Source organism: Lysinibacillus sp. NPDC093692 (genome assembly GCF_050280125.1).
In the GTDB taxonomy this organism is placed as follows: Bacteria; Bacillota; Bacilli; order Bacillales_A; family Planococcaceae; genus Lysinibacillus.
Genome location: NZ_JBNNUW010000002.1, coordinates 81,779 through 96,205 on the forward strand (window position 1 = coordinate 81,779; position 14,427 = coordinate 96,205).

Sequence of the window (14,427 nt, forward strand, 5' to 3'; positions counted from 1 at the left end):
GGAGAGGCACAAAAATGTGATGTAAGATCATCAAATGAAAATAGCGAAATATGAGGTTTCCAATACGCCACCTTCAGAATATGATGAAGATAAGCAGTATCCATCGTTATGTAGGATGGGGGAGATATTCTATTTTAAAATTTTACAATAATAATAAATTGAAAGTAAATATCAGTTGTGCATGCGAAAGTATTATGAATGCTAATTATGTCTCATAAGAAAGAAGAGTGCGCGAATGAAAGAATTGGATGATTTGAAACTAACGATTCTTCCGTTAATTATTTTGCTGATTCTTATACTTTTTTGGAAACTGACCGAGTCTGTCGGAGCGGGTATGTTGATTATTATTTTCTGGATAGGCTGGCGGCGCCTTATTAGAAAATCACTATAAATTGAATATGAGTTACCGCCAGCTTTATTCAAAAAAGTTAAACATCGTTTGATACTGGAATCAAACGATGTTTTTTTGCATTTGCCTCTAATCTTCTGCATAGTTCTTACTTTTGAAAAACGACTATGTACGATTATTTGTAATTTTGTTACTATGTAGTAATTAATAAATGAAACAACAAGGAGATACGGCATGTGGCATTATCGGAATGTATGGATTATTTTATTGGGCGAATTTGTCGTTGGTCTTGGCTTATGGGCTGGGATTATAGGCAATCTAGCTTTTATGCAAGAGGTCGTTCCCTCTGATTTTCACAAATCATTAATTATTTCTTGCGGTATATTGGCGGGCTTAATAGTAGGTCCGTTGGCAGGACGTATTATTGACAATTCGCAGAAAAAAACAGTTATACAGTGGGCAAGTGTAGGACGAATTATAAGTGTTTTATTTATGTTTATGGCACTTTTTACAAATTCGGTTGTATGGATGATTCTTTTTTTAATTACGCTGCAAATAGCGGCAGCCTTTTATATGCCTGCTCTACAATCTATTATTCCAATGATTGTTAAGGATAAGGACTTAATCACACTTAATGCTTGGCAAATGAATGCCCGAACGATTTCAAGGATTATTGGTACGGCTGCAGCAGGATTCATGTTAAGTTTCTTTGACTTGAAATGGTTGTACATCATTTCATTTATTGTCTATATTCTGATGTTTGTTATTACGAGCTTCCTACAATTAGACGAGATGGCTGATCACTCATTATCAACTAAGGAAAAGGGAGGCTTTAAAGAAGTGTTACCGATGGTGAAGGAGCACCCAATTGTTTTAATGACACTTGTTTTAATGTTAATTCCAACATTATTTTTAGGTTCCTTTAATTTAGTTATTATGAAAATTTCTGAGATTCATCATTCAACGACAATATCTGGATTATTGTATACAGTTGAGGGCATTGGTTTCATGCTTGGTGCAGCTGGTTTAAAATTGATTACGGAACGGGTAAAAATTGGGACACTCCTCTTTACTTTAGCATTTATCATCGGTTCGATGGAACTCATGCTACTATTATCGGATATCAAGTTTTTTGCATTAGTAGCTTTTGGCGTTTTTGGTTTTTCAGTAGGCTGTTTTTTCCCAACAACCATGGTGATTTTTCAAAAGCAAGTGCCAAAAGATTTTCATGGCCGATTTTTCTCATTCCGTAATATGATTGATTCTGTCATCTTTCAGGTCGTCTTATTGTCAACAGGTATGATGCTAGATTTAGTTGGTTTAAGTGGATTGGGACTAGTTTTTGGTATAATCAGCTTAAGTTTAACGATCACTTTTTTACTATATTCAAAGAAAAAGAATGTTGTGATGCAGGCGTATTAATTAAAAAGGAACTGTCAAATCTGTATTCTACTTTGACAGTTCTATCTTCTTATTAAGTTTTATATACATTTTACATAGTAATATTTAGGATGCGGTCTATGGACGGTACTTCTGCTTTCTTACTTTTATGACTAACGAGGACAGGTTTGTTGAAGGAAAAAGTAATAGATGATATTTATATTAGAATTCTAAATAGTATTGCGATCTCTTGATAAAACATCTACTTGTCCAATCTCTGCAATGAATGATTTTGTTGAAGTTGTCGAATGGGCTGACAAAATGGTTATGTTTTAATCATTAAGATAAGTAGAAAGAAGGTATTGAAAGATGTTTGGAAAAACACAAGACCCGATAGAGACTTATATAGAATCACCCGATAAGCTAAAGAGCTTATATAGGCGAGTGTTATTCGTTGTTAGTCTCTCACAAGTTTTTGGTGGGGCAGGGCTTGCAGCAGGTATTACAGTAGGGGCTCTTTTAGCTCAACAAATGTTAGGAACGGATGCTTATGCAGGGGTACCTTCCGCTTTATTAACTTTAGGTTCGGCGGGGACAGCTTTAATTGTAGGGAAACTATCTCAACGTTATGGGCGTCGTACAGGGTTATCGACAGGTTTTATTGTCGGAGGACTCGGTGCAATTGGTGTAGTGATTGCTGCCATGATAAATAGTGTCATTTTATTATTCGCTTCTCTACTAATCTATGGCGCAGGAACTGCAACAAATTTACAAGCCCGCTATGCAGGGACAGATTTAGCCAATAATAAACAACGAGCAACTGCTATTAGCACAACAATGGTGATGACAACATTCGGAGCTGTGGCAGGGCCAAATTTAGTAAATATTATGGGTGAATTTGCAGTTTCTATTGGTGTGCCGGCTCTTGCGGGTCCATTTATCTTATCAGCAACAGCATATATCCTAGCAGGTCTGGTCCTTTTTATTATGTTGCGTCCGGATCCATTAGAAATAGCGAAACTGCTTGAAGCGCACAAACAAGAAAATGAGCATGGAAATAAGTCAGAATCCTTAAATAAAAAAGCTCACAATAAAAGAGGTCTTACAGTCGGTGCAACGGTGATGGTACTTACGCAAATTGTAATGGTTGCTATTATGACAATGACACCCGTACATATGAAACATCATGGCCATGGTTTATCGGAGGTTGGACTTGTTATAGGGTTTCATGTAGGTTCTATGTATCTTCCATCGCTCGTAACAGGTATTCTTGTTGATAAAATCGGGCGGACTGCCATGAGTATTGCTTCCGGAGTGACGCTGTTATTTGCTGGCTTATTGGCGGCGTTCGCACCAAGCGATTCTATGCTTCTATTAATCATTGCTCTATCTTTACTTGGGTTAGGGTGGAACTTTGGCTTAATAAGTGGTACTGCACAAATAGTAGATTCGACAGAGCCTTCGACACGTGCAAAAACGCAAGGGAAAATCGATGTTTTAGTTGCATTAGCAGGAGCTTCTGGTGGTGCTCTCTCAGGCATGGTAGTGGCTAATGCAAGTTATGCGGTATTATCTTTAGCAGGGGGGCTTTTATCGTTAGTACTTATCCCCATTGTAATTTGGTCAAGAAGAGCTTGAGATAAATTAGATGATACAAAAATTATTATAAAACTCTATTAAAAAAACAACTTAATTTAAGGTTCTTTTGTTGGCATACGGTACTCCGTAATGTAAATCAAAAGAACCTTTTCCTCTTAATAAAAACAAATAACTATGTAATTAGCTATTTGTTTTAACTGCTTCTGTTTAATTAGATGTCTTAATTACCTCATTAAAGGCTGCAATAATTACCTCGATTTTATATCCCGCTTCGAGTAATTCATTAGTTATTTGTTCATATGTTCATTCCTTGATAATTTTTAAATCTAATTAGTCGTTATAAAATTGTAAGCATTGACAATGATTAAATATTCAGTTTTGGATACAAAAGTACATTTAAAAGACCGCAGCGTGTTCAGAAGCTACAGAAAAAATTTGTAGGAATGCTAATTTGTAATAGGGATAGCGTTTTGCAATAATAACTTGAGGCGTAGATGAAGGAAATATAATTGACACATTTTGAATACATGGAGCAACTTTTTTTATGTAGGGATATGTTTTAGTACTTTGCCTCAATTGGTAAAAGTACCAAAATGATAATAATAAAAAAATGTTCAGTATAATATTAACCTAATTTCCAATACTAAATTTGTTTTAAAAATAAGGAAGGAGGTTTCTATAAGTGAGATATCTTAAATGGGGTGTAATTGGTGCTGTTATTTTGAGTGTAGCTAGAGGATTTCAAAAGGGTACTCTTCAACAGTTCACAAAAAATATTTCGAACAAATTAAATCTACAGAATACTCAACAAATGATGCAGCCAATGCAACAAATGGCACAATCATCGCAGCAAAAGTTTCAGCCTTTACAACAAATGAACCAATCTTCACAACAATCGAAGCAACCTCAACAACAAGTAAACGAATCTTCACAACAAATGAATCAATCATTACAAAATACAGCCATTAACTCTTCATCGAGTAATTCTTCGAAATAATAATGTATTCAAAAAAACAATTGCTATGAATTAGAGGAATCTGGTGGAAAAAGCTTTTTTGACATTAAAACAATTCCTCAAATTGACCTTAAGTAGGGGAAAAGATATTCAATGGAACAAATAAAGAATTTAAAATCGTTGAAAGAACTATTTAAATTTTCCGCTGATGTGATTTTTCAAACATATAACTTTTTTCAACATAAAGTACATTTTATCACATGTGATTCAATGATTGACGAACAGTTATTAAATGGTGTTGTTGTTACTAGAGTTCAATCCTTATTATCTGGTTTATCTACAGAATTATTAGAAATAAAAATAATGAACGATTTGCATATACCTAAATTGCAAAAAGTAAAAAAAAAATCCGATGCTATTACGCTGGTTTATACAGGGAATGTACTGTTGTATTTCGAAGAAGAAAACATACTTTTCTCAAGTAATATTTCAAAAAAACCAAATCGAAATCCAGAAGAAACCCTAATGGAATCAGTTTTAAAAGGACCGAGAGACAATTTTATTGAAGATATTTTAATCAACATCGCTCTAATACGTAAAAGATTACCCACCAATTCATTTAGTGTAGAGAATTTTGAAATTGGAAGGCGTTCTAAAACAAAAGTATCGTTGCTTTATATGCACGATATAACAAATAAAGAAATAGTGAATGTAATTAAGAAAGAGCTAAAACAAATAGACACAGATATTGTGTTTAGTGGTGATGTACTGATGGGGGAAATGGGAAAAGGAACAAAAATTATACCTAAACATGATTATACAGGTCGTCCTGATTATGCATTGCAAGCTTTAATGAGAGGACGAGTTATTATATTGGTTGATGGAGTATCGTATGCCATAATTGTACCAATTAACATAACATTACTTTTTAAAACAAGTGAGGATTATGAGTATCCCATTATTGTAAATTCTGTAGAACGATTAATGCGTTTAGTAGGTATTTTTATTAGTATATTTTTACCGGGATTTTGGATTGCTATATCGACATTTCATCAAGAGCAAATACCTGTATATTTATTAGCGTCGTTAGTAGAATCGAGAACAGGAAATGTATTGCCAGTCGCTCTAGAAATGTTTCTAATGCTATTAATGTTTGAATTGTTTTATGAAGCAAATCTTCGTCTTCCATCTATTATCGTGGGGACACTAAGTATTGTAGGAGGATTAATAATTGGTAATGCAGCGGTTAAAGTTGGATTAACATCTGCTCCAATGCTTATAGTTTTTGCTATTTCAAGCATTGCAGGTTTTACATTAGTTAATCAATCCTTTATAGCAGGGGCAGGTATTTTAAGGTTTTTAATTATATTTGGATCTGCTATTTTTGGCTTGTTCGGTTTTTTTATATCAATGTTCTTCATTTTTCTTTATTTAGCAAACGTACGGGTATACGGTGTTCCCTACTTAACTATTTTCGCAGATTTGGTTTGGGCTGATATAAAAACATCCTTGGTGCGTCAATCTCAAAAAGGATATAGTCAACGTCCAAAATTTTTAAAACCGCAAGATAAAACACGAACACATGAAAAGTGCTAGATGGGAAAATTAGGAGCTGGAAAAATGAGCAGTCTTTTTTTTATGATTTTCCCACTTTCGAAATAGAACGTTCGTACGGGTATATGGAACATACATTATTTTCTGTTGATAATCATTTTGTAAAAGGGGTTGGTTGTTCCAATTTGATGTATATGGAAATGAACGATTGTAAATTCTTAAAGATGTAGTAAATATAATTAAAACACGTATAGAGAAAGTTGGATTACTAAATGAATTTTCACAACACAATGCAACTGAAAGTTTTTCGAACTGTAGTTTTGGATACCGGTGGTGTGATATATCGAATTCCGGCAGAGACTATTACGCTATCGGAGAATAAATTCTTGTATCACCTGTTTAAGGTTATTAAGTAAATGAAACAATTTCTTTTCTTAATCAGTATACTATTGGTATTGTCTACTATTGCATGTCCTATCAAGGCGGAAACAAATACTGTTCCTATTATGAAAGAAAGTATTGAGAGCATGAATCAAGAAAGAGAAACAAGTTCATTAAGCCATATCAATATACCGAATAGACCTCCGAAGAATCCCTTCTTAGTAGATGGACTATCTGGGCTCTCTCATTGGGATCCTGCCCAAACGGATTCAACTGTGGTTCCAGCTCCTTCTGGAATTAAGAAAATTCCTAAAAAAAAGATTCAGCGCATTCCTGGAGGTTTAATCAATATCTGCTATGTAAGTGGTCCGGTATATCCTACAGGAGAACAGACTATTTGGTTGGCAAACAATAATCGTATTGCCAAAGTTCTGATTGATGATGAGCAATTTGAATTAATTTCCGAGTTTAAAATTCCTGGTCAGTCTTATTTATCGCCCCAAGATGCTGATGCAGTAACGGATAAGCTAGATAGTTTCGAAAGTGAGAACGAGTTATTGGCTTACATCAATAAGAACTTCCCTAAATACGCGGAAGATATTGCTGTTCGTGCTGGGGTGTATCCGATGATGGATTATGAAGGGAATTTTTATACCGTTGTGAATGATAGCATTATGGTTTTTGGAGACAAACATTCGTATGATCCATTTTCGGAAATTGAATTAAAACGGAAATTTACACTGCCAAAGGAGTTATTAAATCCAAACATGAAATTGTCAGATGCATTGTTAGGATTGAATCTTACTTATGACGGCAAAGTGGTCTTTGTAACAGGAGGCGGTGTAGTTGGGGTTATTGATCGTTATTTCAAAGAGCAAGTACAGTATATTAAGCTGAGTGGGGAAACTATTTCAAACTCCTTTTCTCTTGATGAAAAAGGCGGTATTTACGTGGTATCCAGTAAATATATGCACAAATTTGTTTGGAATGGTAAGAAGCTCAGTGATAATCCAAAGGATGGGGCCTGGAAATCAGAGTATGAAGTGGGAGAAGCAGCAGGTGGTATAAAACTTGATGTAGGGTCAGGATCTACTCCGACTCTTATGGGGTTTGGGGATGACAAAGATAAACTTGTCGTCATCACAGATGGTTCCAAAGTAATGAACATTGTTGCTTTTTGGCGTGATGAAATTCCAACAGACTTTAAGCAGCAGTCTGGAACAAAGTCTCGTCGTATTGCGGGACAGATGAAAGTGAACTTCGGCCAAAATAATTTGAAAGAAGCACAGTCAGAGCAATCGGTGGCTATATTGGGGTATGGTGCTTTTGTAGTCAATAACAGTCTTCCTGATAAACTTCCGACAAAGCTTGAAAACGTTGTTGTTTCTGGGGTGACACGACCAGGGCCAAAAGGTGTTGAAAAATTTGAGTGGGATTTTAAGACGCATGAGTGGAAAAGAGCATGGGCGAATCCAAATGTGAGTTCTCCATCGGTAGTACCTATGGTAAGTGCGGGTAGTAATCAAGCTTATTTCAATGGTTATGTTGATGGGGCTTGGGAGATTACTGGACTCGACTGGGATACGGGGAAGGTTAAAACGCGTCTAATTTTAGGAGACAGTCAAGCATATAATGGAGCTTATTCCTTGATTCAGGTTTTGCCAGATGGTGATATTGTTTACGGAGGTTTAACCGGATATCTGAGAATCGATGCCAAATAAATAGAATAAAAAATTTTTGTGGAGTCGTTTATTTAATAAGTAAATAAAAAGGTTTACTTCTTGTTAAAAAAGGGGTAAGCCTTTTTGTTACTACTGATAATGATGGATTATGTTACTCGATATAGCCAGTAGCGCTTACAACACAAATTAATCGCAATGAAGGTCTAGAGGGCTATTGGGACGGCAGATAAATTACAGGCCCAAATTCGGCTGCGCATCAGCTCCAGATCCTTGTGATGACAGGCCGTGATACGACGGAAGCCCGTTTCTATACAGAAGGCGGCGATGAATATATGGAGATGTCCGGATATTTATACGTAAGTGAATCCAACGTAAAACCGCTGGATGCAGGCCAATCATCCAAAATTAGCTGCAAGCAAACGGGCATGCGAGATGGTTTACGATCCCGCAAGCGATAGCAGGGAAAACGATGACCGTGGTGTTGTCATCAAAGAGTTCATTCGCGGTGTATGATGAGAAGGGAGTGTGCGTCAATTTTACCGTTGTGAGTGGCGATAACAAAGTAAAAATGCCGAAGGACGGAACGATTGTTTTTGTTGTATCATACAAGCACGATAAAAGAGGCTAAAATAGTTAATAGCCCTTAAAATAAAACAATCTAGAGGTATTTAAGATTGCAATAGAGATAATAGCGGATACATATCTAGATATTTTACATAAGTTAATTTAGATGAAAAAATTTAGGTAAATAAGGGAGTGTGTGTTCATGACTCAACCATTTCGGCGAAGTCCGGGTTCAACCCAACCACAGCCACGTCAAATAAGTCCAGGTTCAATACAGCCACAACCATTTATAAGTCCAGGTTCAATACAGCCGCAACCATTTATAAGTCCTGGCTCAATACAACCACAACCGTACCCACCATTTCCACCATATCCGCCTCAGTACCCACCATTTCCACCGCAGTATCCACCACAATATCCACCATACCCACCATATCCTCCACCACAACAAACTGGTGGATGTATTCAAAAATGGGCTAATATGAAGTTAAGAGATGGAAGAACTTTAAATGTATTTGTGACTTCTATTGATGAAAAAAGTTTAGGTGGCTTCCTACCTAGTGGCCAACAGGTTGCAATAGATTTAAATGAAATTACATTTATGACTTGTTAAGCTTAAAATGATTTAGCAATAAAAAACAACATTAAAAGTCAATAGGTAAAGTACTACCTTTAACACACGAGTCACCAAATGTCTGCTAATGACCTAAAGCAGACATTTTTTAATGAAGGATTTTAATGTACCATAAACCGTAATTTGCCTTAGGTACTAATCGTAATGTCGATGTTCGTTGATAACTTAAAATCCTAAATAAGGTTCCTTGCTGGGAATTCGTTATTGTAAGATATGATGTTACATTAAACAAAAGGTTAAGAACCATATTGACAATCTAATATTTTTTTATTATCATTTAAAAAAATAAAATTCCGTATAACCCCAATAATATGGTTTGGGGGTCTCTACCAGGAACCGAAATTCCTGATTACGAAGAAAGTACAAAACTTGTATTTTCTTTGTAGTCAGGAATTTTTTTGTATTTTAATCTAAAAATTTATTTCAGGAGGTCAAAAATGAACTTTTTAGCATTACCCAAAATTGAACTTCACTGTCATTTGGATGGAAGCCTAAGGGGTGAAACTATTATTGATATTGCACAGAAGGAAGGTATTCAGTTACCCTCTTTTGATAAGGATGAACTGCAAAAGGAGCTGATTGCTCCGTTAGAATGTGAATCCCTTGATGAGTATTTAAAAAGATTTTCTCTTCCTAATTTGGTCATGCAGTCCAAGGAGAACCTAAGAAGAATTACTTTTGAGCTATTTGAGGATGCAACAAGAGAAAATGTGAAATATTTAGAAGTTAGATTTGCCCCGTTACTTCATATATTACAAGGTCTTGATGTTGAAGAAGTTATTCAATCTGTTATAGAGGGAATGAGGGACGCCGAAAGCTGCTACGAAATAAAAGGAAATATAATCTTGTCTTGCATGAGGACAATGTCTGTAGAAAGCGCATTTGAAGTAGTTGAAAAGGGGAAAAAGTTCCTAGGAAACGGTGTGGTGGCAATCGACCTATGTGCATCCGAAGAAGAAGGCTTTTGTGAAAAATTCGTAGATCCAATTGCATTAGCTAAAAAATATGGCTACAGAGTTACTATTCATGCCGGTGAAACAGGAATTGGTAAAAACGTTCTAGATGCTGTTGAACTGCTAGGTGCTGAAAGAATAGGACACGGAGTATTTATTAAAGATTGTGCCGAGGCTTATAAGATTGTGAAAGAAAGACAGGTAGTGCTTGAAATGTGTCCAACAAGTAATGTCCAGACGAAAGCTGTTCATAATTATTCAGAACATCCGATTTATAAGTTTCATAAAGATGGAATAAAAGTGACATTTAATACGGATAACAGAACAGTATCTGATACTACAATGGAAAAAGAAATTTATTTAGTTGACAATGAATTTAATCTAACTGAAGAAGATTATCGACTAATTTATTTAAATAGTGTAGAAGCATCCTTTGCCGATCAAGAAACTAAAGAATGGTGTTTGGCACAATATTAAAGAAAATTAAAATTAGCAACACAAACTATCCCAAAACTCGAACATTTTTTTAGGGATAATGTAAATGAAACAACATAAAGAGCTTTGCTACTTATAATTTGTAGCAAGGCTCTTATCTTTTTGAGTAAAATTAAATAACTTTATTAATTCTTTTCAAAAGAGATACTAGTACATACACGGTTTATCAGAGATTGGAATTGTTATAGGATTTCATGTAGGTTCTATGTATCTTCCATCGCTCGTAACAATAATTCCTGAGATAAAATCGGACGAACAACCATGAGTATTATAAGTATTGAAAATATAATAATTTCTACTCTTTACTCCACCTTCCTTTTTGTCTAAGCAACTTTATTCGATATGAATAAACTTAATATATGAAGAGGAGGTGAATATAAAATGGCATCATTTGAAATTGGAGCGAGAAGTCTTTTCAATTTTCGAAACGAACGCTTTTTCCTATTAGTTGAAGATGAAATTACAATTCCAGAACAAGGTGTGGAGATTGATCCGGTTAATATCTATGAGATTGACCAACAAACTTTCAATTTTATTAGAGATGAAGGAGATACACCTGTGATTCGACCAGTTATTAATCTTCCAACTGTACCACCTGGATTTAAATTAGAACGAAAATGTATTTTTACAGTTGATAATGCATATTACGTAATTTATGATTTAGAAAATGGTACTGATAACAATGTTTTATTAAGAATCGGTGCAGCTTTATTTAACTCCTTGAGAAATTCTGGTGTTCGTGAATGTATTCCTCAAGATTTCATTAACTAAATGTTATTGCCATTTTAAATGTAGGGGTACAAAAAACAAGCGACCAATTTTATTGGGTGCTTGTTTTTTTATACGCCTGGCATGCAAATCCAATATCGAGTAAATGAGGCGGAGAGATGGTGTGAAAGTGTATACGCTTTTCTGGGGAGGTCTGATGGAAAAGTGAAGTATCTTCATAACCATTAGATGTAATTCCCAAGCCTTTGTTCAATGAGTAAAACGTTACAGGCAAGAGACCACTAAAAGTGTCATAGTAGATTGTTATATGGACATTTTTTACATAACGATATACCTCTAATTGTTTAATTGTTTAAGGAAAACATTCTTATTCTTATTGCGAATTTCAAAAGAATTTTAAAAATAATATGGAAAAGAGTATTTTTCTAAAAATTAAATTCATTTTATCTATATCTCATTTTGATACAATGAAATTAAAAGAAAAACATAGTGAAATTTATGAATTGAAAAGTATAGAAATGGAAAACAATGTAATTATAAGAGAAAGATTGGAGCAAATAATGCAAAAAACAATTTTAATTGTAGAAGACGAAGATATTTTACGTGAAATCGTTAAAGATTATTTATTAAATGAAGGTTACGATGTGTTAGAAGCAGCAGATGGAAAAGAAGCTTTAACGATATTTGAAGAACATGAAGTACATTTAATTATTTTAGATATTATGCTGCCAGAGTTAGATGGATGGTCTGTTTGTAGAAGGATTCGTAAAACATCTAATGTACCCATCATTATGTTGACAGCGCGTGTAGATGAAGATGATACATTACTTGGTTTTGAGCTAGGGGCAGATGATTATGTTACGAAGCCTTATAGTCCACCAATTTTATTAGCAAGAGCGAAACGATTAATTGAAAGTCGAAATTCTTCAGCAATTGAATCAAATGAAGATACATTATCCAGTAGTGGCATCTATGTACATTTTCCCTCACGTGCAGTAACTGTAGATGGAGAAACTATAACTCTAACACATACCGAATTTGAAATATTAACGTATTTAATGCAGAATCAAGGGATTATTATTACGAGAGAACAAATAATAATTAAAATTTGGGGTTATGAATTTGCTGGGGATGATCGTACAGTCAACAGTCATATTCGTAATTTACGTCATAAATTAGGACATAAAGCAACTTGTATTGTAACTGTTGTCAGGGCTGGATATAAATTTGAGGGGAATGTATGAAAAAAGGGATTGTATTCAAATTATTTTTGCTAACAACAGCATTATGTACACTTATTTTAGTTACTATTTTTATTGGACAAACCCTTTTTTTTAAGCAATATTATGCTAACAGAAAGGTCAATGAAATTAAAACAAGTATTGAGTCTTTTGAAAAAGAATATGTAAAGGCCGAGAATGATTTAAAAACAATTCAAGAGCTGGAACAAAATTTCTACCAAGAAAATACATCATGGATTACAACGTTAGATAGTGTAGGAAATATTAAAACTGCAAATGATTTTTCATTAGAAATACAATTAGATCCTTCTAAAAACAAGAATTTTTCTAATCGTGTCATTCATATCCCACTGTATAGTTTTATCGATGTAGAAGATATACATCGAACGGCTTTTCTTTTAGAGCAGGGCAATCGAATTACTATTGATGGCATACAAAAAGGTGAAACAATAGTTCCTGCAATTTTAACAGTTGAAAATGGTAATGTTGCTTTAGAGAATAAGCAACTATCAGAAATGTTATATGGAAAACAAACTGCAGAACCTATACCAAAAACAAACTCACAAATATATGTAGTAGGTAGTATTAAGAAAGTACAACTCCCACAGGGGATCGTAGGGACAAATTTTATTTATGCCAATCGTGTGTTGATCAACAGGATAAAACAATTTCAAGTGAATTTAATGATGAATGAAAATCATACTAATACTAATTTTGATTCTACAGAAATAATGGATTATGAAGAGAATGGTGTTAAATATAAACTAATAATTAAACCTATAAAAGATTCAAATGGTAAAACAAATTATATTTTTGCTATGACATCATTACAACCAGTAGATGAAGCCGTTCAGATGATACAAGATTATTATGTATATTTAATTATATTTGTATTGCTTCTTATAGTTTTAGTATCATTCTACTACTCCAAAAAAATTGCTAAACCATTGTTACAAATAAATAATACGACCAAAAAAATCGCGGATTTAGATTTTTCGGAAATGATACCTATTACTACGAAAGACGAAATTGGCAGTTTATCGCACAATATTAATACGCTTTCAAAAACTTTGAATTCGTATATTATTCAGCTACAGGAAGATATAGAGAAAGAGAAACAATTAGAAAATACACGTAAAGAGTTTATTTCCGGCGTTTCACATGAATTAAAAACGCCTTTAAGTATTATGAAAAGCTGTATTTCAATTTTGGAAGACGGGGTCGCTAGTAATAAAAAAGATTATTACTTTAAGGCAATGTCAAAAGAAGTAGATAAAATGGATACGCTTATCATTGATATGCTGGAGCTAGCAAAATTTGAGTCCGGTACGTATAAGATGGAAATGGATATTTTCTTTATTGATGAGATTATAGAATATATATACGAGCAAGTAGCTTTAGACATAACTAATAAGCAATTACATGTCCATAAATATCTTTCTAAAATTGAAGTAGTTGCAAATCAAAATAGAATTGAACAAGTAATTACGAACTTTATTACCAATGCTATTCGTTATACGCCAGAAAACGAAAATATTATTATTTCAACTATTGAAGAAGAAGAACGCGTAAAGGTATGTGTAGAAAATAAAGGGGCACATATCGCTCCAGAACATTTAGAGAAAATATGGGATCGTTTTTATAGGGGGGATACCTCCCGTAAACGTTCCAAAGGTGGGACAGGATTAGGGCTTGCTATTTCTAAAAATATTTTAGAATTACATGGCGTACAATATGGTGTATCAAATACTGAAGATGGCGTATTATTTTATTTCTATTTAAATAAAAACGTGTAGATTTAAGTTCTACACGTTTTTAATTTTAAACAAAATCGATCTTATCTGCATTTTATCTTTATCAGTATTCATTAATATTTTCATTAGAAAATGAGTTGAAAGCTGATAGGAGATA

At 34.1% G+C, this 14,427-nt stretch carries 10 protein-coding genes, 1 pseudogene and 1 riboswitch; all 11 genes and pseudogenes read left to right on the plus strand.

Features of this window, described 5'->3' with window-relative positions; genetic code table 11:
- The first annotated feature begins 583 nt into the window (after nucleotides 1-583).
- The 11 genes and pseudogenes from ACQKN4_RS03165 (at nucleotide 584) to ACQKN4_RS03215 (ending at nucleotide 14,312) form a co-directional block, all read left to right on the plus strand.
- Nucleotides 584-1,771, plus strand: a complete 1,188-nt coding sequence (locus ACQKN4_RS03165; RefSeq protein ID WP_427482246.1) for an MFS transporter — start codon at nucleotides 584-586, stop codon at nucleotides 1,769-1,771.
- 327 nt (nucleotides 1,772-2,098) lie between these two features.
- A complete protein-coding gene (locus ACQKN4_RS03170; RefSeq protein ID WP_079561253.1) occupies nucleotides 2,099-3,367 on the plus strand; it encodes an MFS transporter in 1,269 nt (422 codons plus the stop codon).
- A gap of 643 nt (nucleotides 3,368-4,010) precedes the next feature.
- Nucleotides 4,011-4,325 (plus strand): hypothetical protein, encoded by a 315-nt coding sequence (locus ACQKN4_RS03175; protein WP_176166745.1) that lies wholly within the window; start codon nucleotides 4,011-4,013, stop codon nucleotides 4,323-4,325.
- A 111-nt stretch (nucleotides 4,326-4,436) separates the two neighbouring features.
- A complete protein-coding gene (locus ACQKN4_RS03180) occupies nucleotides 4,437-5,879 on the plus strand; it encodes a spore germination protein (RefSeq protein ID WP_079561254.1) in 1,443 nt (480 codons plus the stop codon).
- A gap of 413 nt (nucleotides 5,880-6,292) precedes the next feature.
- Entirely contained in the window at nucleotides 6,293-7,939 is a 1,647-nt protein-coding gene (locus ACQKN4_RS03185) for a hypothetical protein (protein WP_427482249.1), read from the plus strand.
- 125 nt (nucleotides 7,940-8,064) lie between these two features.
- A pseudogene (locus tag ACQKN4_RS03190) lies at nucleotides 8,065-8,528 on the plus strand (hypothetical protein); the annotation flags it as partial.
- Between the two features lie 138 nt (nucleotides 8,529-8,666).
- Entirely contained in the window at nucleotides 8,667-9,077 is a 411-nt protein-coding gene (locus ACQKN4_RS03195; protein ID WP_427482251.1) for a hypothetical protein, read from the plus strand.
- A gap of 294 nt (nucleotides 9,078-9,371) precedes the next feature.
- Nucleotides 9,372-9,470: riboswitch (purine riboswitch) on the plus strand.
- Nucleotides 9,471-9,535: 65 nt separating this feature from the next.
- Complete coding sequence (add, locus tag ACQKN4_RS03200; protein WP_427482252.1) at nucleotides 9,536-10,528, plus strand: adenosine deaminase; 993 nt, start codon at nucleotides 9,536-9,538, stop codon at nucleotides 10,526-10,528.
- A gap of 399 nt (nucleotides 10,529-10,927) precedes the next feature.
- The gene (locus ACQKN4_RS03205) at nucleotides 10,928-11,317 is read left to right on the plus strand and encodes a spore coat protein (protein ID WP_079561258.1); all 390 of its coding nucleotides are present in this window, start codon (nucleotides 10,928-10,930) and stop codon (nucleotides 11,315-11,317) included.
- Between the two features lie 518 nt (nucleotides 11,318-11,835).
- Nucleotides 11,836-12,519, plus strand: a complete 684-nt coding sequence (locus ACQKN4_RS03210) for a response regulator transcription factor (RefSeq protein ID WP_079561368.1) — start codon at nucleotides 11,836-11,838, stop codon at nucleotides 12,517-12,519.
- The gene (locus ACQKN4_RS03215) at nucleotides 12,516-14,312 is read left to right on the plus strand and encodes a sensor histidine kinase (RefSeq protein WP_427482255.1); all 1,797 of its coding nucleotides are present in this window, start codon (nucleotides 12,516-12,518) and stop codon (nucleotides 14,310-14,312) included. The genes ACQKN4_RS03210 and ACQKN4_RS03215 overlap by 4 nt, the downstream gene beginning before the upstream one ends.
- Nucleotides 14,313-14,427: the final 115 nt, after the last annotated feature.